The following is a 19,555-nucleotide window of genomic DNA, read 5'->3' as shown; positions in this document are numbered from 1 at the left end:
AAGAAAAGCTTCGAACTCACCAGTGGGTTCGAAGCTTTTCTTGTTCCACCACTGCGTCAAGATCGGCAAGTTTTCGCATTCCTGCGAGCGGTTGCGCCATCCGGTGATTACCTCGAATAAGAGGTTCTACGCGGTGCAAAAAACTCCAATATCCCGCTGTAAACGGACAGGCGTTTTCTCCGAGCCGCACTTTAGGGTTGAACGGACACGCAACACAGAAGTCGGACATTGAGTTGATGTAGGCACCACCTGAGGAATACGGTTTAGTCGCGACAAGTCCACCGTCTGCATGTTGGCTCATTCCAATAACATTGGCGGGCATCACCCACGGGGTGCCGTCAACAAAGGCATCTGTAAACCACTCGTTCAATTCTTGTGGGTTATAACCACGCTGAAGAGACCAGTTACCCAGGATCATAAGGCGCTGTATATGGTGGGCATAGCCGGTGTCACCAACGGTAGCGAGAACGTGTTTCATGCAGGCAGCGGATACATTTTCTCCCGACAACTCCCAGAACTGTGGAGGAAGCGGTTCATGTGCACTGAGGTAATTGCTGCTCTCGACATACTCTGGCCCCAGATGCCAATACAAGTGCCACACCCAGTCTCGCCACCCCGCAATTTGTCGCACGACTGCTTCCACACTGCCTAAGGGCGCATCCCCGCGGTGGTAAGCAGCAACACATTCATCGATAACTTCGCGGGGATCAAGAAGTCCTAAATTCAGGGGAACGCTGAGCATCGAATGCGCCATAACATCGTCGCCGAGCAAACTCGCATCCTCAAAAGGCCCGAAGTCCATCAAACGTGTTTCGATGAAATCGCTCAAGGCCTCACGAGCTTCAGCATGCGTGACGGCACAACGGCGAGGGCCCTCTCGGCCTAAAAGAGTAATCTCTCCAGAATCAACCCACTCACGAAGATCCTGACGAACTTGGGCATCAATGTCATCTTCCTGGGGAGACCACGGTGCAGGAAGCCCTAAGTTTGAGGCTCCTTTGGGGGGAGGTTGACGATTGTCGTGGTCGTAGTTGTATTGCCCACCGGCCGGCTGAAAGCCCTCCATCAAGATGCCGGTGGTGTCACGCCAATGTCGATAGTAATTTTCTAGCTTGAGGGTTCCTGCTTTTTTCCCTGCAGCCCAGTTCTGAAAAAACTCTTCTGAACTGACAAATCCGCGGCTGGGAACCGTGGGGATGTTGAACTCCTGAACCAAAGCGCGACTCCCCCAACTTGTGGGGTTGATGACGTCGAGAGTTTCGCCGGAGTCCAGAAGGGGACGCAACACATCACGGTAATGATCTGCCCGAACATAGCGCGCACGTTCACCAAGTTCTGCCGCACGATGTCTCAGCGCAGAAAGAATGAGATGTGCCTTAGCCCAGTGATAGGGGCGACGAGCAAGGACAGCCTTGGCTTCAATAAGAAGCACATCGCCTCCGTCGTCGAAATGTGGCCCCAATTGATCGGCCATCAACCATCTCATGGCGACCTTTTCTCTTGCGTCAAAACTGCAAGACCAACCAGAACTACTACAAGTCCCGCCCAGCCAATAGGTGCAATCACTTCGCCGACGACTAATACGGCGAGAACAACGGCGACAACAGGTTCAAACAATGTATAGACAGCTGCCCGGGAGGCAGGCATGGCGCCCAGCCCAACTGCAAGCAGCAGATGCCCCACTGCCGTGGGAAACAAGGCGAGATAGAGCATGACAGGAATGGCCAGGGTTTGCTGCGTAAAAGCGTGCGGATTGAGAAGAATCACAATCACCAGCAGAACACCCAGTGGGGCTGCAGATACCAATTGAATGGTTGAAATAACAGGTCGATGACCCAGCCCTTGTGGACGATCTGCATGGGGTTTCATGAGCTTGTTCGCCATGAAGGTATAGAGCGCATAGGAGAGGCCAGCAACCAAAGCCAGAACAATTCCCCAACCGATGATCATGGGGTCTCGGTCAATGCGGGTGGCATCTCCAACTATTTTGTGATCGTCCGCACCGAAGCTTCGCCCAGCAACCAACATCACCCCGCCGGCAACAGTGATGGCCGTTGCAACAAGCCAACGCCAACTTGGACGTTGCTTATCAACGAGCCATTCGATGAGACCTGCAAAAAGTGGAGCAGAGCCCAACGCAATGACGTTACCCAACGCAACACCCGACCAGCTCATTCCGATATAAAACACCGTGCTGTAGGCAACGAGGCCCAGTGAACCCAACAGCACAAGCGGTAACGTTCCGATGCTTTTGGAGACGACCCAGACGCCAGAAAGTGCAGTGAGGCCCAGGATGAGTCCACCGATTCCCATCGTGGATGCACCGATGGCAATGGGGCTGATACCCGGAATAAAACTGGCCGCCATCCCTGTGGTTCCCCACAGCGTGCAGGCAACCAACAATGCAACAACACCCCCGCCATAACTGGCGCGAGGTGTCGTTGTCATAGTTCTCAGACTAGCGAGTGGGGAACTTGGGTGGGTGGAGTCCAGCCAGTTCTTGAATCACGCGCACAACCTGGTGGCTGTAGCCATATTCGTTGTCATACCAGACATAGAGGATGACATTTTTGCCATTAGCAATAGTGGCCAGGCCATCAACGATTCCTGCACGGTTCGATCCCACAAAGTCAGTTGAGACGACCTCGGGGCTTTCGATGTAGTCAATCTGGTTGCGCAGGTTCGACTTCAACGACGCGTCACGCAACAGGGTGTTCATCGCGTCGCGCTCTACTGGCTTGCTGAGTGTGAGGTTCAAGATCGCCATGGAGACATCAGGAGTGGGAACACGGATGGCGTTACCGGAGAGTTTGCCTTCTAACTCCGGAAGTGCCTTCGCTACAGCCTTTGCAGCACCCGTCTCCGTAATGACCATATTCATGGCTGCTGAGCGGCCTCGGCGATCACCCTTGTGAAAGTTATCAATGAGGTTCTGGTCGTTGGTGTACGAGTGAACCGTTTCCACGTGACCGTATTCCACACCGTAGGCGTCGTTGATCACTTTGAGCACAGGGGTAATGGCGTTCGTTGTGCAGGAGGCCGCGGTGATAATCGAGTCTTCAGCTGTAATGGTGTCGTGGTTTATTCCGTAGACCACATTCTTCAGGGGACTCTTCCCCGGTGCCGTCAACAGGACACGAGAAATCCCCTGAGCCTGAAGGTGCTGGGCCAGACCAGGTTCATCTCGCCAGCGACCGGTGTTATCAACCAGAATGGCGTTGCTGATGCCATACGCGGTGTAATCCACGGTGGTGGGGTCATTGGAGTAAATCACCTGAATGGGCTTGCCGTTGGCGATAATCAGGTTGTTCTCTTCATCGATGGTGATAGTCCCGTTGAAAGGACCGTGAACCGAGTCGCGGCGCAGGAGGCTGGCACGCTTGACCAAGTCTTGGTCGCCACCCTTGCGCACCACAATTGCTTTGAGGACGGGGCCGCGCCCGTTTTCTGCATTACCCAGAAGGATGCGGGCAAGCAGTCGACCGATACGGCCAAATCCGTAGAGAACAACATCCTTGGCGTCCTCTGCTGTTGCAGGACGCCCCTTGCCCGCAACGGGAGTGAGGAGTTCCGCTGTGTAGTCCGCAATGGACTTACCGGACGCCTCTTGCTCTGCGATGACTGCAGCAACATTGATAGATGCGGGACCTGGGTTCAGGGCAACAATGGCCTGTACCAGCTCGAGGGTCTTGTTGATGTCGAGCTCGTGGCCGTCCACGTGGCGAGCGTAGCGATGAGCTTTGACAATCTGCAAAGGAGAAGAATTGATGAGGCGACGACCGTGGATGGAGGTGACAATACCGTTGTCACGGTAGAGCCCGCCAATCAGGGGAATGAGTTGCTCTGCAACAGCCTGACGGTCTGTCCAGGTGGCGTCATTGTGTGGTGCCATGAAAGAAGATTCTCCCTTGAAACTTTTTATGAAAACCTAGCAGCAGTCTCGGGCAACCAGGTCAGTTATTGAGTTTGTTCCAGAGGCAACTGCGCCATCCGGGGAGGGAGTAGCTCAAGCCTAATTGAGAAAGGACCGGAATCTCACTCATGACCTTCTATGTTCCGAAAGTTTCTAGAAAGTGACGCTTATGCAGGACCTGACGAAAGAACAGGGACTATTCTATGTTTGAGCTCTATGGTCTGCGCACGATAGCTCGCGACAATAATCAGTATGGCTCCCGCGATTCCCAACCAGCCCAGCGTTTCAGATCCCAGACTGACCCCAATGAGGACAGCCCAGATGGGTTCGGTTCCCAACAAAAGACTCACTCTCGCTGCCGAGGTCTTTCGAACAGCCCAGAGCTGAACTAAAAATGCAAAAACTGTGCATGCTGCAGCGAGATAGAACAAATCTAACCAGTCCATCGGGGTGAAATTCTGGAAACTTGTTCCTAACCCAGGCAGATCAAGTACAACAAACAACACTGCACACACCACGGTTTGAACCAACGTGATGCTGACAGATCCATACTGAAATCCTGTGGTGAGTCGTCCCAGTGCAGTGACGTGGAGCGATCGGACGAGCGCAGCAGCGAGCATGAGGGCATCACCCCAGTTCAGTTCGCGTAAACCGTTGGCGGAGACAAGCAACAACACGCCGACGACAGCAACGGTGGCGGCAACGAAATAGCTCCGGGGTAACCACTTCTTCATCCACACCGATTCAAGAATCGGAGTAAAGACAATTGTCATCGAAATAATCAGCCCAGCATTCGTCGCGCTCGTGAGTGCGACCCCCCAGGTTTCAAGACTCAGAATTGCCGCTTGTGTGAAGCCGAAGATAACGGCGATAAGCAGCCCGCGACGATCGAGAAACTTCTCTCGGCGAATTCCCCAGACAATCACCATAATCACGCTGGCAATGAGAAAACGTGCAGCAAGTATCGCAAACACTGTTCCATGGACAGTGAGAACTTTGGTCGCGAGATAGCTGCTTCCCCAGACTGCCGCGACACCCAGGAGCAGAATGTCAGCGTTATTGCGGCGAAGGAAGTTCACCTCTTCACTCTAGGCGTCTTGGGCGCGTTCACTCTGTTCACAGCAGGGAGGCGTAGGCTCACGAACATCAGTCACCTTGACTGCCTGGGAGGGAACATCATGGCCGAAAAGAATATTAAGAAAAGCAGCGGCAAGACAGCTCCAGCGAAGTCTCTGAAAGAGAAGCGCGCAGATAAGAAGGACAAGGCCTCTGCAAAGGCAAACTACAAAGAGTAACTCTTGTGCACTACATCTGAGCTAGTGCACACTCAAGCCAGACACCAGCAAAGTGATGGCCAATACTGCAAACACAATTGCCACAACGAATTCCATGGCGATGGTGAATCCAGTAGTGGCCATCACTTTTCTCATTGCTGAGGCAGCAAACATGAGGGTGATGAGCCACAAGGCCGAAGCCACCACGAACACCACACACAACATCGTGAGTTGCAGTGCAGGGTTCTGACTCTTACCCAGGAATTGAGGGAAAAATGCGAGAAAAAAGATCAGCACCTTCGGGTTCGTCACGTTCGTAAGAAACCCGAGGAGATATGGCCCCGCTGAACGTTTGTTTGTCGATGCATCGATATCTATGGGGGTCAGTTCATCCCGGTTGAATTGACGTACAAGCTTCACGCCTGAGCGGAAGCTCATCAAGGCTAGAAAAAGCAGGTAGAGAGCTCCGACTATCTTGAGCCAAAACAGCGCTCCGGGAGCTCGTGCTATCACGAGTCCTACTCCCGAGATAAGGAAGAGTGAAAGGACTGCGATTCCCGTGTATATACCGAACATGGTCAACACACCGTCTTTAATTCCCCCGCGCACGGTCGAACGCAACAACAGAAAAGTGTCTGCGCCTGGGGAAAAAATAATGACGAGTGCAGCAACAAGAAAAGCCGGAAGCACCGACAGATCGAACATCACTGCTTTAGTCTTCGAGTGCTGAAGAAAGTGCCTCAACCAACATTGCGTGGTCCTCTTCGTGGGGAATACCACTTACAAACACAGCACCAACGAATTCATCCTGCACGAACAGGGGGAATCCTCCACCGTGAACGGCATAAATTTCTTCTGGCAGCCCTGTCTCGACATAAAAGTCCTCACCGCGTGCCGCAAAGCGCTGGCCGACAAGGAATGTGGGCTCATGGAATTTATAGACCGTGGCTTTCTTCCGAGCCACCCATTGGTCATTTCCTTCGTTGGTTCCCACGCATGCGTATCGGAAGATGTGATGCTCGCCCAGATACACCGAAACCTGGATCGGGAGTTCCCGTTCTTCTGCACGGGCTGCAATATCCATCCCAATGGAAAGAGCTTGCTCATGGCTGAGCGAAGTAAAACGAAGCTGCGCTAGCTGCTCTTCCAGTACCGCAATATCTGCAATGAGTTCAGGTTGACCAAGAAACATGGTTTCACCCTATCTTCCTACCTCACGAAGAGACAGCAATCACTGCGAAACCGTTACTTCGCAGCTGAGCCAATAATGGCGTCAACATCAATCTCTACGAGCATGTCTGGAGCCGCGAGTGCACTGACCTCAACGGCTGTTGCGGCTGGGCGAATATCGCCAAAAAATTCGCCATGAACCCGACCCACTGCATCAAAATCAGCGATGTTGGTCAGATAGATACGGGTGCGAACGACGTCACCGAACGTGGCGCCAGCCTGCTCGAGTGCGAGGGCAAGCCGTGAGAAGATTTCTCGCGTCTGAGCCGCAGGGTCATTCCCACCAATGGCGCCATCGGGAGATCCGGCAGTGGTTCCGGCGATGAAAACGAAGTCCCCCGCGCGCACGGCGCGGGAGTAACCCACAACAGGCTCATAGACGGAACCAGAAGAAATGAGAGTGCGCTCGTATGTCATAGGACAACGATAGCGAGCAGGAACTATTTCTTCGAAACTGGTTTCTTTGCGGAGGAAATTTTCTTGACCGCCGCTGGCTTCGAGGACGAAGCTTCTTTGGGCCCAGATGAGCCTGAGAGCGCTTGAACCTCGGCGCGAAGTGCTTTCACTTCAGAGAGGAGGTCGTAAATTGTTGCGTTGGACTTTTCGGTGTCTTCCAAGATCGCAGCATCACGTTTACCGGAAGGGTCCATCAAGAACGAAGCCAGGAACGCGCTGATGGTTCCCAGGAGGGCAATACCTGTAATCACGATGACCGCACCAATAAATCGGCCTTCAGGGGTCACCGGGAAACGGTCACCATATCCAACCGTGGCCAGAGTTATCAACGACCACCACCAGCCATCCCCCACATCGGCAATGTTGGAACCTTCCGTCCCCCGTTCTGCCTGCGTAACGGCCAATCCAGTGATGAACCACAGCAAAAGAGATCCACCCAGCACGTAGAAACCGAACTTGTTCCTGGTACTGCCGCCATAGCGCGACATTCCCATCGTCAACACAGAAATAAGTCGAAGCAAACGCAAGAAGGGGAAGACCACAGAAATAATCATGATGATGTTGCGCTTAACAAATGGTTTTTTGTGCTCCGCCAAAATGAATCGACCCGCGAGATCAACAGCGAAAACGAGCCAAATAACGGCGTTAGAAATCCCCAAGAACAGCAAGAACCCTGGTTCCAAATTGGGATTAATAATGGGCATGGCATAGTCGAACAGAAAGACAAGGGACAAGATTAAGAGCGGTGTTGCTGTGGCTTTCTCCCAGCGTGCTTCCTGCTGGTCTCTAGACAGTGCCATGAAGAATCCTTAGTTCGCTGTTCGGCGACGCGCAACCACAACTGTTGCACCACCAACAAGAAGCATAAAAGCCACGACCGCAGGAACCTGCCATTGAGGTGCAGCCGTGTTTGCTAGACGCGAAGGCGCAATGAGCTGAACGGAGGAAACATTTCCCACCGTTGTATTCAATGTTGTTCCCGTGGAAGCTTCACCGCTCGGACCTAGTACGACGAGTTGGAGGTTATGTGCAGGGGGAACAAACGGAAGATTGAAGGTTCCATCGGATTGAACTTCGGTGTGAGTAATCACCGAACCGTTTGAATCAAGTACTGCAACATCAAATGCAGCGGGATCTCCCTGACCATTGGTTATTGTGCCACTAACTTCATATTCGGCAGGAGCAATGATGGGAGGAATTGTGACTGCACCAACACCATCTGTGGCTGGAACATCAAAGTTTCCGTGCGCATTAGGACCAACGATGTCTTCACCGTAGGGTCCCGTTGCATCAATTTCATACGCACCCGATGCTTCAGGATATACAGCGGGGAATGAATAATTACCGCTGCTGTCCGAGGTTGTCGCAGCTACAACTTCGTTAGATGCTATATCTATGAGCTCTAAAGTCACAGGTGGGACTGGCGTGGGGTTGACTGCCGGCGTTCCTTGAAAGGGGTCAATATCTCCAGTGACGGCTTTGTACTGAGTGGCAAACCATGTTTGATACACCGGGAAGCCAGATTTTCCGAAAGCAGAAATACTGAGATAACTGAGTGAAACAGTTGGTTTCAACCACAGCGAAATACCCACAGTGTCACAGGCACTCGGGCAGAGCGGATCTTCCACTACCACGCTATTTCCAGATTGCGTAACGGTCAGATGTGCTGTGCTATCAGTTGGATCGTTGTAGTTGTATTGGGACTGAAAACCTAACTCCGCAGCGGTTGCAGGAGAGCCGTTTGATTTCGTCGCCGTAATAGTCAGTCGTTCCGCATCAACGTCACCGAAACTTACGGCCCATTTTCCATTGTTGGGAGTGTTGGTGAGGAAATGGTAGGTGTTTGTTGCGGTGGCGCCATTGTTTAGACGTGTATTGATGTACTGCTGTCCAGAACTACTCAAACCAATAAAGGCAGCAAATGGCGTTGTGAGTGGTTGAATAGCGGAGCTTCCCCCAGGAATTGTGATGCCTGAAGAACCTGTTGAAGCAAAAGCAATGTTCCCAAAGCCAGCAGTCATGCTGACTACCCCATCAGCACCGTTGGGTACAGCGGCTGTGTAGGTTGCGTATCCAGTATTTGGGGCAACTGCCAAAGCCGTTGTGTTGAGGAAGAACATGCCTGCAAGGACAACCACTACTGCTAAAGCGGCCGTCATTATTCGACGAAACACAGATACTCCTCGCGCCACCAATTCCCAAATACTTCTTTCATGGTAGTTCCAAGAAATACAAGAAATCCCATAAATACAGAGGCGATCAGGGGTTTTTCCCTGCCTGCGAGGGACGAAGAAAGTCCCTCCTCTCATCTCAAGAGGAGGGACTTTATTGAAATTTATTTCTTTGCTGCACCCGCAGCAGTAGCTGAAGGAACTTCCACGAGCCGGCCTGTGGTCACGTCGTAGATGTAGCCATAGATAGGAATGCCTGCAGGAACCAGTGGGTGGTTCTTGATTCGGACTACATCCTCAGTGACAGACTGTGACTGATTAGAGATAGTGAGCCAATTAATGTAATTAGCCTCAGCGGAACCTGGACCGCTTCCTACGTCATAGAAACCGTCAGCACCCAGGGCAGCAGTTTCGAGGCTGTGCGCAAGGAGCCCACGCATTACTTCGTCGTTGAAGAATTCCATTCCGCAATTGGTGTGATGAATGACAAACCATTCCTTGGTTCCCAGGAGCTTGTAAGAAATTACAAGCGAACGGATAGCGTCATTAGAGGCGCGACCACCAGCATTTCGAATAACGTGCGCATCACCCTCGCTCAAACCGGCGTATTTTGCTGGATCAAGACGGGCATCCATGCAGGTGAGTATCGCAAAACCACGTGCAGGAGGAAGCGCAAGTTCAGACTTTGCCCCAAAATCAGCAGCATACGCATCATTAGCGGCAAGTACTTCGTTCAGTACAGACATTGAAAATCCTTTTCATCGTTGCGAATTCAGGCCAATATTGGCTGCGGATCCAACGTAATATTGAGGATTCTTCACGTCGAGTATGTGTCGTTATGCGAAGAAATAAGTCAGATATTTCTCTCTTTGTTACGAGACCCCGTTCATGCGTAACAAAAGAAAGAGCCTGACCAGCAGGCTCTTTCTTTCATAACAAACTCAGTACTAGCAACACTTCTTTCCAGAGTGGACGTGCTGTGCGAGATCCTTGTGTTCGGTGGGATCCATCGCTTCTACCTGGGAGAGGAACGCATCAAGGTTGATCTTTTTGCCGCCTACCCATGTGCCTTGAACTTTGACCTGTTCAGTGAGCTTGTGGAGATCTGCGAGGTAAGGGTCAAGAGAAAGTTCCACAAAGTCCGCGAGCTTGCCTACTTGGATCGAGCCAATCTCGTGTTCTCGGCCGAGCTGGAATGCAGCGTTTACGGTGTGGGCCTTGATGGCGTCATCCAGACTGATGGCCTGATTTGCGCCATGCACCTTTCCGGAGGCCGTCTGACGGGTCGTGGTTGCCTGCCAATTGAGCAGCGGGATAGGGGGGCTGACGGACCCATCGTTGTGGAAGGTGACCACAGCACCGGAACGGAATGCATCACCGACACGTTGCCACTGAGAACCAATATCGCTCGGGAACATCTCGCCGTCGAGGACGTCACCCCAATAAATGAACTGGAATGGACTCAGGGACAAGCTGACGCCCAAACGAGCGGCGCGCTCGAACTGATCTCCACGACATGCACCCATGTGCTCGATGCGCCAACGGTGATCAGTACCCAACAAACCATGCGTTGCGAGTGCATGTTCGTATGCGTCAAGCACGATGTCCATCCCTACGTCCCCATTGCAGTGGAAGGCCATCTGGTAACCGCTGGGCGTCAATTTGTCCAGGATCTGGTCCAGCTCGGCACGGTTGTAGTTCATCATGCCCTCGCCGCCGGGGCCGAGTGTGATGTTGGCGTTACGCGTGGTGTCATTGTCGATGTAAGGGAAAGATGCAGCAATAGTTCCAACCCACGGGGAACCGTCGGCCCACAACTTTATTCCCTGTTTTTTCAACTTACTTTCAGGGATGGGCGACTGAATGGGCTGGTCACAATCGGCTTCAATACTCATGTGATACAGAGAAATACGAAGGGGGCTATCAGGTGCCATCGCCATCGCGATATAAGCCTTCAACTGATTGCCCTGGTAGGTGTGCTCGGATGTTGAGGTGATGCCGTTGACACCCATCAACTTGTACCACTCCGCGATGGGCTTCAGCGGGTGTTGTGCAAGGTTCGCAAGAACAGGTGCACCCGCAATAAACAGGGCTGCAACTTCGTATGCACGCCCGTTCGATGTTCCGTCAGCATTTCTCCCGAAGCTCGCACCAACAGGATCAGCTGGTGGCTTGTTATCGATCCACCCCAGCGCGGTGATGTTTGCAGAGTTGAAATATGCTTCGTGTCCCGAGTTATCCATCACGACGACAGGGCGAGAGGGGAAAAAGACATCCAAATCAAGGTTGGTCAGCTCGGGAGCACCATGCAAAATACGGTCTAGGCCGTTGAACATGAGGGGCTGTCCTGCTGGAACTTCTTTGTCTAGCTTCTGAAAAAATGCGGTGACATCTGCATAGGTTGGAAACCCGACATAGGGAGCAATCCAATAGGCCGGAGATTGTGTCGACATACCACTCAGCGCAGGGTGGCTGTGTGGATCAATGAGACCCGGCATCAAAACCGTGTCACCCAAGTCCTGGACACTGACACCAGCATTCGCAGCCTGAACCTCTGCCAAGGAGCCCACTGCAACGATGGTGCCCGCTGCACTGTCAACCGCAACAGCCTCCGCACGGGGAACAGCTGGGTCCATAGTGATGATGCTTGATGCCTTGATAATGAGATCAGCGGCCATAAGTACTCTCCTTTTAAGTGTTTCATTTCGCGAATGTTCAGTTGAACTAAACGTCTAATGCGAACACCTCACTGTATGCCACTGCGTGCCCAGAATCCATTGAATCCACCACAGAGTTCGGCCTTCGGTCAAAGATTGTTCAACAACGGAAAATTCAGCATTTCTCCACATTGTTGTTCGTTTTACTAGTCTGAAGACAGCGTCTTACAGAATTCTCCCAAGGGCATGCATGAGCACTGAAACTTCCACCACCCCCACGGCTGTGGCACCTCAGCAACTCATGACTGTGCTGATGGCCTCTGTCCTCATGGGAATACTCTCCGCAATAGTGGCATCACTTTTCTTGCTTGTGGTCGAAAAATCTCAGGAATTCCTCTACCACGACATGCCCCATGCGATGGGTCTTGAAGGTGCTCCATGGTGGTGGGCAGGGATCATTCTTGGGATAGCAGCCGTCATTGTTGTATTTGCCAGAACACTCCCTGGAAATACCGGCAAGGGCCCGCTCACCGGCTTCCATTTTGATACTCCGCTGAAATTCGTACCCGCTGTCATTCTTGCTGCTCTTGCATCACTGATCGGTGGTGTCGCTCTCGGCCCTGAAGCACCGTTGATTGTTCTGGGCACAACACTCGGGGCACTGTTCACGATTGGGAAGCCCGAGAACTCACGGAAAGCAATGATGTTCATCGGTGGCGCCGCAGCAATCGGAGCAGTTTTCGGAAACCCTTTCATCACAGGGTTCATGATTCTTGAATTCGCTGCCCTCGGAGCTGCACCTGCCGCACTCTTACTTCCGGTATTCACTGCTCTGGCAAGTAGCTACATCGTTTCCATCGGAATCTGGCAGATCCCCGGCCTCGGTGTTCATTCCCTTACCGTCCCCGGGCTTCCGGCGTATGCATCTATCCAAGCTGGAGACTTGCTAGCGGGTCTCCTCATTGCGCTCGTTGCTGCTGTAGTGGCTGTACTTACTCGCAAAGGTGGCCTGGGTGTCGATCGCATTGCGAAAAAGTGGCCCACTCTGATGCTTTTTGGTGCGGCACTCATCACTACCATTGTGCTGCTTGTGGGGGAAACCGTTTTCCATCTCAACCCGAATCAGATTTTGTTTAGTGGCAACGATGGCATGCCAGAGCTCATTGCCCAGACGTCACTCGCCGCCGTTATTTTCATTCTCACCGGTAAGAGCATTGCTTTTGCCGCCGCGTTGGGTGGCGGTTTCCGCGGTGGTCCCATCTTCCCTGCCACATTCCTCGGTGTGGCTGTTGGAGTTCTCGGTTCACTCCTCCTCCCCGACGCTAATGTGAGTGCGCTTGCTGCAGCAGGTATTGCAGCCTCAGCTGCCGCCTTCACCAAACTTCCCGCAACTTCTGCCCTCCTGGGTGCACTCCTTATTGCTGGCACTGGGGCAGCCATTGCACCGTTTGCTATTTTTGGCGCTGTGATCGGACTTCTCACTCGCCTTCTGACCGACCGGAGAAGTGAACGTGCCACCGTTCAATTGGATGCTTAGGTCTACACGTGCTGTTTACCCCGTGAGCAACCGCATGGAATACTGTCTCCATGAGTAGCCCCCGCTCCATTGTGTTCACCGTGTTCGGTGACTACTTGAGATATTGCGGAGAGGGAGAAGCCCCCCTTGCTGCCCTATCTCAGATCCTGGGCATGTTTGGTATTGAACCTGGTACTACACGAGTGGTCATGACCCGCCTTAAAAAGGAAGGTTGGTTTGATACCCGCCGCCAGGGTCGAGAAGTAAGTTACGTTCTGAGCAATAAGGGCTGGAATCTTCTGAACGAAGGCTTGGGCCGTATTTTCAAGCGTTGGGACACAGAATGGGACCGTCAATGGTCCATGGTTCTCGTGAAATTCTCCGAAACACAGCGAGCAGCTCGAGATGACGCCAGACGCCGACTGATCTGGGAAGGTTTTGGTCAACTCAGTACCTCCACGTGGATGAGCCCCCACGACAACTTAGATGCCGCAGAGAACGCACTCTCGAAACTTCCCCTCATCAACCTCGACTTGTTGAGATGTAATTCTCAAGGTTTGACGCATGATCGTGATATCGCCAGCAGATGCTGGGACCTCTCAGATGTCCAGCGCGATTACACGAACTTCATCGATGAATTTTCCGTGACACCTAACCTCACCGGCATTGACGCCCTGAAGCGACGGATCGAACTCACCGACGATTACCGCCACTTTCCTTTCCGAGACCCAGATCTCCCCCGCGAACTGCTCCCTGCGGGGTGGACCGGCCGTCGCGCACACGAGGTTTTTACTTCCGTACACTCCCGACTGCGAATCGAAGCAGAAGCAGCCATCGAGCAGATCACGGGCATGCCTGTCCTCGGCAGCGCAGATCTCAGCGCACCACAAAAATAGGTTTTTCCCCGAAACTGCCTTCTGTTAGGGCTACGCGATAGCTCTACTTCGTAATCGACGCGCGATAAGTAACGAATAATTGACATACATCGAATTTTTGTTACATAATGATTCTCATCTTTCACTCAACGCAGAGGTGGCAATTTCAATGTCGAAAAAAATCGCAGTAGTTGGCGGTGGCCCCGGTGGTTTCTTCTTCTCGATTCTGATGAAGAAGCGTCGTCCCGATTGGGATATCACAGTTTTCGAGCGCAACGGCGCTAAAGATGCATTCGGTTTCGGTGTGGTCTTCTCTGACGCCACGCTCAAGGGAATTGACGAAGCTGACACCATCCTCAGCGACGGTCTACGTGAGCACGGCGCACGTTGGGACACCATTGACGTCGTCCTCAAGGGCGAGAAGCACTCATTCTCAGGGAACGGCATGTCTGCCATTCACCGTAAAACTCTTCTCCCCATGCTCATGGAAAAGGCAGAGTCCCACGGCGTGGTCACCCAGTTCAACCAGTTCATCCCCACCCCTGAGCAGCTGAAAGAAATCGGTGACTTTGATGTCATCGTCGCTGCGGATGGAATGAACTCTGAATTCCGCCGCTTTGTGGGCGAAGACAAGCTCGATCACAAGGTCGTTCAGGCCACCGCAAAGTTCATTTGGTTCGGCACCGACCACATGTATGACGGACTGACATTCCTACATCGTGCTAACGAGCACGGTAACTGGGCTGTTCACGCCTACCCCATTAGCGAAGATGTCAGTACTTTCATCGTGGAAGCAGATGAACCAACGTGGCGCGCTGCCGGCCTTGATGAGTTTGACGTCACATCCCCTCCCGGTCCTTCTGATATGAAGTCGAAGGCATACATTGAAGAACTCTTTGCAGATGAGTTGCAGGGCGGTCAGCTGCTGATCAACAACTCTCGCTGGGGTAACTTCCGCGGACGCACCACGAAGCACTGGCACTCGGGCAACATTGTGTTCTTGGGGGACGCAGTTCACACCGCCCACTTCAGCGTTGGTTCGGGCACCAAGATGGCGATGGAAGATGCCATCGCCCTCGCCGATGCCCTGGATGCCCATCCCGATGACCTCGAGGCAGCATTCACCGAGTATGAATCTGTTGCACAGCCCCAGGTCGCTAAAGTTCAGCGCCAGGCTCGCCCCAGCTTGCGATGGTGGGAACACTTTGGTGAGTACTACAAGGCGTTTGAGCCCTGGCAGTTCACCTTCCACTTCTTCTCCCGCAGCATCACCTTGGGCAAAATTGCCAAGCGCGATGCAGCATTCGCTAAAAAGTCGCAGGACTCGTGGGCCGCTCAATACGGCACTGCTGTTCTCGAGACCCCCATCACTGTTGCCGGCCAGAGTGTCCCTGGACGTCTCCTCGGCTGGTCCTCCGACGGTCGACTCCTCCACGGATCAACCGGTACACCTCTAGAAATCAATCACGCCCACGTGGTAGATATCAGTGTTGACCAGAAAACTGCCGTTCCTGCAGATGCCGATGTGATCATCGTGACCGGTGGCGACGAAGAAGATCGTATCTCCGAATCTGAAATGCAGGCTCTCTACAATGACATCCCCGTCGTCATCGAGATCGCCAATGCTTCCGAAGACCTGGCTGAAACGTTAGTGCTCTCCGGACGTGCCGACGCTGTTGTCAGCAACTAGGGTTTTACAACAATGAAGTCATTCTTTGCCCCTCGTGGGGTCATGGTTATCGGTGCTTCAGCTTCTCCAGAGAAGCTGGGTGCCGTCATGGCCACATCTTTGGACAGCAGTGGCCTGCCGGTTGCTCGAGTCAACCCTCGAGCAACCGAAGATGGCTTCGTAGCCTCAGCAGCTGAAGCAGCTGAGGCCATTGTCGCGATGGGGGGACAGCCAGACCTCGCTGTTATTTGCGTTCCTGCACCTGCAACTGCACTCGCTATCGCTGAGTGCGCTGCAGCAGGCGTGACGGCAGCATTGGTCTGCTCTGGTGGTTTTTCTGAAGCTGGACCTGCAGGCATCGCCATTGAAGCTGCGGTCAAGCAAGAACTCGACCGCACCGGTATGCGCTTGCTTGGCCCCAACACTTCTGGCTACTTCTCCCCTGGCAGCAAGCTCATTGCCAGTTTTGTCCCCGGCGCGCACCAGCTCACTGCCGGAAATGTGGCTTTAGTTGCAGCCAGCGGTGGAGTAAACCACATGTTGGCTTTCCGCTTTGCCGCGCACGGCATTGGCCTAAGTCTTGGTGTGGGTATTGGTACCGGCATTGATGTTGACCACACGGATGTCCTCAACTATCTCGCAACAGATGAGAATACGGATGTCATTGCTCTTCATATTGAAAACGTCGATGACGGTCCGCGATTGCTCTCTGCAGTGCGAGCAGCTGCTGAACGTAAGCCTGTTGTAGCGCTCGTCGTTGGGGAAAACAACGTTTCTGAATTTGCTCAGTCCCACACCGGCGCTTTGGCAACATCGTGGCGCACGACCCGTTCTGTGCTCGCTCAGGCAGGTGCGGTCATCGTTGATTCCGAAGAACAGCTCATCTCTGCTGTCATCGGTTTACGCTCAGGTCGCCTCCACGCTGAATCTCACGGAAGCGCGGCCCTCATTACGGGCCAAGCAGGACCCGGCCTCCTCATAGCAGATGCGCTGGCTTCTGCAGAGGTTGACCTACCTCCCCTGGCACAGTCCACTCAAGACACTTTAGGAACTTTGCTTCCTCCCATTACGTTCCAGGCAAATCCTGTCGACACTGGTCGCCCCAGCGAAACCTTCCCTGAAGTAATTAGCACCGTGGCGGCCGATCAGGCCATCGATGTGGTGGGAATCTATGGCTTAACGGAACCTGTACTCGATATGGTGGCCAGTGTCCGCCCCGCTCTTGCGCATAACGATGCGCGCATTGTGGTCGCCATGGACGGTCCCCCTGCAGACATCGCAGGAATTCAGGCCCAAGCTGTAGCTGCGGGAGTTCCTTTCGTTACTGGCCCACATGCCCTTGCTGATGCACTTTCTGCACTCATTCAGGACCGCAAGGTGCGCCCACGTGCAGCGAACTTTGCAGTGTCAGACAAACTCGTCATTGCAAACGATCGCACTTGGGATGAAAATTCCACCAAGGACGCTGTGGGAGCCCTCGGTATTCCAACTCCCCGTCGTTGTATTGCTCACTCTCGCGAAGAGGCACATCAGGCACTTACTGATCTTTCTGGCCCCCTCGCTGTGAAGATCTTGTTCCCCGTAGTGCTCCACAAGACCGACGTGGGAGGCGTTCACCTCAACGTGTCCACACCGGAAATGCTCGACGTGGCATGGGATGCACTCGAGAAAATCGGAGCAGAGCAAGTTCTGTTGGAACAGATGGCACCCGGTGGGGTTGACCTCATAGTCGGTGCACGTCGTGATCCCGTCTTCGGCCCCATTGTCCTCCTCGGGCTCGGTGGAACAACTGCGGAAGCAGTGGGCGATGTCGCCATTCGCTCCGCGCCGCTGTCTCCAGAAACAGCCGCTGCCATGATTGACGATCTGGCCGCATCCCAGTTGCTCTTCGGTTGGCGTGGTGGCCCCACAGTTGACCCGGCATCATTGGGTTCCGTACTCTCCACTCTTGGTGGCATTGTTGCCACTAATGACTGGATTGAAGAAGTGGAAATCAATCCTCTTCGCATCACTGATCAGGGTCTGATTGCTCTTGATTCCGTACTCATCACACGAGGAGAAGGACAATGACGTCCACACCCACAAGCGCAGGAATCGTTCCCTGGCCCGCTGACCTTGCTACTCAGTACCGTGAGCTCGGTTACTGGACGGACGACCTCATGGTTGACGCCCTGCGCATCAGCGCCCTGCGTGACCCTCACAAAATTGCACTCGTGGACGGCGACGTTCGCCTGAGCTATGCCCAACTCTTTGAACGTGCAGACGCACTCGCCGTAAACCTGCGCAAGCTGGGACTCGACGTGGATGACCGGGTCGTTGTTCAGCTCCCCAACTGTTGGGAATTCGTTGTTCTGACGTTGGCCTGTCTGCGAATTGGCGTCATCCCTGTGATGGCTCTGCCCGCACACCGCCGGCACGAACTGGAGTACCTCGCCGAGCATTCTGAAGCAGTCGCCATCATCGTTCCTGACGTACTGCGCGACTTTGATCACCAGGAACTTGCGGAAGTTATCCGGGACGTTGTCCCCAGCGTGAAGCACCTCATCATTTTGGGTAGCGATATTCACGAAGGAAATGTTGACCTTGGCGCCTTGTGCGCCGAATACAGCGATGACCTCAGTACTCTCGAGGGCCTCCAGATTTCTCCTGATGACATTGCCGTGTTCCTGCTTTCCGGGGGAACCACCGGTCTGCCCAAGCTGATTCCTCGCTCCCACAACGATTACTTGTACAACCTCAAGGTAACCGCAGCTGCGGCCAACCTCGATGCTGAGACCGTGTACTTGGTTGCATTGCCCGCCGGTCACAACTTCCCCTTGGCATGTCCTGGTTTCCTGGGTACTTTCTTGGTCGGGGGAACCGTCGTTATGCTGCGCACCCCGGAGCCACGAAAGGCATTTGACGCAATTTCGCGGGAGAAGGTCACGCACACCGCAGCAGTTCCTGCTGTTGTACAACAGTGGATTGACTTCGAAGTGGCCGAAAACACGGGCCAGCTCGGCAGTTTGAAGGTCCTCCAGGTTGGTGGCTCACGTCTCGTGGACGAGCTTGCTGCTCGTGTCACCCCAGTACTGGGCTGTGAATTGCAGCAAGTATTCGGCATGGCTGAGGGTCTCATTAACACCACGCTCTCGGGTGACCCCGAAGAAGTCATTATTGGAACTCAGGGTCGCCCCGTCTCCCCCGGCGACGAGGTTCGTGTGGTGGACGAGGACGGTAACATTCTGCCCACCGGCGGTCGTGGCGTACTCCACACTCAAGGCCCCTACACACTTCGTGGCTACTACCGTGCAGAAGAACACAACAAGCGTGCGTTTTCCTCGGATGGCTGGTACATCACCGGTGACATCGTCATCATTCGACCTGATGGCAACATCGTGGTCGAGGGTCGCGATAAGGACCTTATCAACCGGGCAGGGGAAAAGATTTCAGGTGAAGAGGTAGAAAACCTCATCTACCGCCACCCAGGCATCGAGATGGTTGCTGCTGTTGCCATTCCAGATGCAAAACTCGGGGAACGTGTGTGCGTCTACGTCACATTGCGCGAGGGAGTGCACACCACTCTCGAAGAATTGCGCGATCTGATGAAAGAAGCCAACGTCGCCGCATACAAACTTCCAGAGGTCCTTGTCGTGACCGAAAAAATGCCCCTCACCAAAGTGGGGAAGATCGACAAGAAAGCACTTCGGGAAGACCTCGCTCGTCGAGGTCCCATCGCTCCTGGATCATCGGTCTATCCGGAGTAGTAAAACCTGCCATCCTCTAGTTTTTGGTGTGTTTAAGTGCTAAAAACT

16 protein-coding genes are annotated in these 19,555 nt (G+C 53.5%); 5 read left to right on the top strand and 11 right to left on the bottom strand.

Translation table 11 applies throughout. The features are described from left to right. Window positions 1–16: 16 nt before the first annotated feature. The 11 genes from M2119_RS05445 to M2119_RS05395 all read right to left on the bottom strand — a co-directional run bounded on the left by M2119_RS05445 (window position 17) and on the right by M2119_RS05395 (window position 11,722). Window positions 17–1,474, bottom strand: a complete 1,458-nt coding sequence (locus M2119_RS05445) for a cryptochrome/photolyase family protein (protein ID WP_280803927.1) — start codon at window positions 1,472–1,474, stop codon at window positions 17–19. Window positions 1,475–1,482: 8 nt separating this feature from the next. Next, the gene (locus M2119_RS05440) at window positions 1,483–2,448 is read right to left on the bottom strand and encodes a DMT family transporter (RefSeq protein ID WP_280803926.1); all 966 of its coding nucleotides are present in this window, start codon (window positions 2,446–2,448) and stop codon (window positions 1,483–1,485) included. A gap of 10 nt (window positions 2,449–2,458) precedes the next feature. After that, window positions 2,459–3,892: a glyceraldehyde-3-phosphate dehydrogenase gene (locus M2119_RS05435; protein ID WP_280803925.1), complete on the bottom strand. Its 1,434-nt coding sequence runs from the start codon at window positions 3,890–3,892 to the stop codon at window positions 2,459–2,461. Window positions 3,893–4,080: 188 nt separating this feature from the next. Next, window positions 4,081–4,992, bottom strand: coding sequence for a DMT family transporter (locus tag M2119_RS05430; RefSeq protein ID WP_280803924.1), 912 nt, complete (start codon window positions 4,990–4,992; stop codon window positions 4,081–4,083). A gap of 237 nt (window positions 4,993–5,229) precedes the next feature. Next, window positions 5,230–5,892 carry a LysE family translocator gene (locus M2119_RS05425; RefSeq protein ID WP_280804461.1) on the bottom strand — a complete coding sequence of 221 codons (663 nt, stop codon included), beginning with the start codon at window positions 5,890–5,892 and terminating at the stop codon, window positions 5,230–5,232. A gap of 7 nt (window positions 5,893–5,899) precedes the next feature. Continuing rightward, window positions 5,900–6,379 (bottom strand): heme-degrading domain-containing protein, encoded by a 480-nt coding sequence (locus tag M2119_RS05420; RefSeq protein ID WP_280803923.1) that lies wholly within the window; start codon window positions 6,377–6,379, stop codon window positions 5,900–5,902. A gap of 53 nt (window positions 6,380–6,432) precedes the next feature. Next, window positions 6,433–6,834: a RidA family protein gene (locus M2119_RS05415; RefSeq protein WP_280803922.1), complete on the bottom strand. Its 402-nt coding sequence runs from the start codon at window positions 6,832–6,834 to the stop codon at window positions 6,433–6,435. A 23-nt stretch (window positions 6,835–6,857) separates the two neighbouring features. Then, window positions 6,858–7,673: a potassium channel family protein gene (locus M2119_RS05410; protein WP_280803921.1), complete on the bottom strand. Its 816-nt coding sequence runs from the start codon at window positions 7,671–7,673 to the stop codon at window positions 6,858–6,860. Window positions 7,674–7,682: 9 nt separating this feature from the next. Continuing rightward, on the bottom strand, window positions 7,683–9,047 hold the full coding sequence (locus M2119_RS05405) for a hypothetical protein (RefSeq protein ID WP_280803920.1): 1,365 nt from the start codon (window positions 9,045–9,047) through the stop codon (window positions 7,683–7,685). A gap of 161 nt (window positions 9,048–9,208) precedes the next feature. Further along, on the bottom strand, window positions 9,209–9,790 hold the full coding sequence (locus tag M2119_RS05400; RefSeq protein ID WP_280803919.1) for a beta-class carbonic anhydrase: 582 nt from the start codon (window positions 9,788–9,790) through the stop codon (window positions 9,209–9,211). A gap of 201 nt (window positions 9,791–9,991) precedes the next feature. Then, window positions 9,992–11,722, bottom strand: coding sequence for an amidohydrolase (locus M2119_RS05395; protein ID WP_280803918.1), 1,731 nt, complete (start codon window positions 11,720–11,722; stop codon window positions 9,992–9,994). 229 nt (window positions 11,723–11,951) lie between these two features. Between M2119_RS05395 and M2119_RS05390 the strand changes: the two genes are divergently transcribed. From M2119_RS05390 to M2119_RS05370, 5 genes are all read left to right on the top strand, one after another. Next, window positions 11,952–13,238: a chloride channel protein gene (locus M2119_RS05390; protein ID WP_280803917.1), complete on the top strand. Its 1,287-nt coding sequence runs from the start codon at window positions 11,952–11,954 to the stop codon at window positions 13,236–13,238. Between the two features lie 50 nt (window positions 13,239–13,288). Next, the gene (locus M2119_RS05385) at window positions 13,289–14,113 is read left to right on the top strand and encodes a PaaX family transcriptional regulator (protein ID WP_280803916.1); all 825 of its coding nucleotides are present in this window, start codon (window positions 13,289–13,291) and stop codon (window positions 14,111–14,113) included. A gap of 148 nt (window positions 14,114–14,261) precedes the next feature. Further along, entirely contained in the window at window positions 14,262–15,782 is a 1,521-nt protein-coding gene (locus M2119_RS05380; protein WP_280803915.1) for an FAD-dependent monooxygenase, read from the top strand. Window positions 15,783–15,794: 12 nt separating this feature from the next. Then, window positions 15,795–17,831: an acetate--CoA ligase family protein gene (locus M2119_RS05375; protein WP_280803914.1), complete on the top strand. Its 2,037-nt coding sequence runs from the start codon at window positions 15,795–15,797 to the stop codon at window positions 17,829–17,831. Further along, entirely contained in the window at window positions 17,828–19,507 is a 1,680-nt protein-coding gene (locus M2119_RS05370; protein ID WP_280803913.1) for a (2,3-dihydroxybenzoyl)adenylate synthase, read from the top strand. Before M2119_RS05375 ends, M2119_RS05370 begins: the two co-directional genes overlap by 4 nt. The last annotated feature ends 48 nt before the right edge of the window (window positions 19,508–19,555 follow it).

The organism is Aurantimicrobium minutum, from assembly GCF_029894165.1.
In the GTDB taxonomy this organism is placed as follows: domain Bacteria; phylum Actinomycetota; class Actinomycetes; order Actinomycetales; family Microbacteriaceae; genus Aurantimicrobium; species Aurantimicrobium minutum_A.
This window is presented reverse-complemented; position numbering and strand designations above follow the sequence as displayed.

Coding starts and splice junctions, on each gene's coding strand:
- M2119_RS05425 (WP_280804461.1), bottom strand. CDS start 5,892: ATGTTCGATCTGTCGGTGCTTCCGGCTTTTCTTGTTGCTGCACTCGTC.
- M2119_RS05390 (WP_280803917.1), top strand. CDS start 11,952: ATGAGCACTGAAACTTCCACCACCCCCACGGCTGTGGCACCTCAGCAA.
- M2119_RS05420 (WP_280803923.1), bottom strand. CDS start 6,379: ATGTTTCTTGGTCAACCTGAACTCATTGCAGATATTGCGGTACTGGAA.
- M2119_RS05445 (WP_280803927.1), bottom strand. CDS start 1,474: ATGGCCGATCAATTGGGGCCACATTTCGACGACGGAGGCGATGTGCTT.
- M2119_RS05435 (WP_280803925.1), bottom strand. CDS start 3,892: ATGGCACCACACAATGACGCCACCTGGACAGACCGTCAGGCTGTTGCA.
- M2119_RS05375 (WP_280803914.1), top strand. CDS start 15,795: ATGAAGTCATTCTTTGCCCCTCGTGGGGTCATGGTTATCGGTGCTTCA.
- M2119_RS05415 (WP_280803922.1), bottom strand. CDS start 6,834: ATGACATACGAGCGCACTCTCATTTCTTCTGGTTCCGTCTATGAGCCT.
- M2119_RS05400 (WP_280803919.1), bottom strand. CDS start 9,790: ATGTCTGTACTGAACGAAGTACTTGCCGCTAATGATGCGTATGCTGCT.
- M2119_RS05370 (WP_280803913.1), top strand. CDS start 17,828: ATGACGTCCACACCCACAAGCGCAGGAATCGTTCCCTGGCCCGCTGAC.
- M2119_RS05395 (WP_280803918.1), bottom strand. CDS start 11,722: ATGGCCGCTGATCTCATTATCAAGGCATCAAGCATCATCACTATGGAC.
- M2119_RS05440 (WP_280803926.1), bottom strand. CDS start 2,448: ATGACAACGACACCTCGCGCCAGTTATGGCGGGGGTGTTGTTGCATTG.
- M2119_RS05380 (WP_280803915.1), top strand. CDS start 14,262: ATGTCGAAAAAAATCGCAGTAGTTGGCGGTGGCCCCGGTGGTTTCTTC.
- M2119_RS05410 (WP_280803921.1), bottom strand. CDS start 7,673: ATGGCACTGTCTAGAGACCAGCAGGAAGCACGCTGGGAGAAAGCCACA.
- M2119_RS05385 (WP_280803916.1), top strand. CDS start 13,289: ATGAGTAGCCCCCGCTCCATTGTGTTCACCGTGTTCGGTGACTACTTG.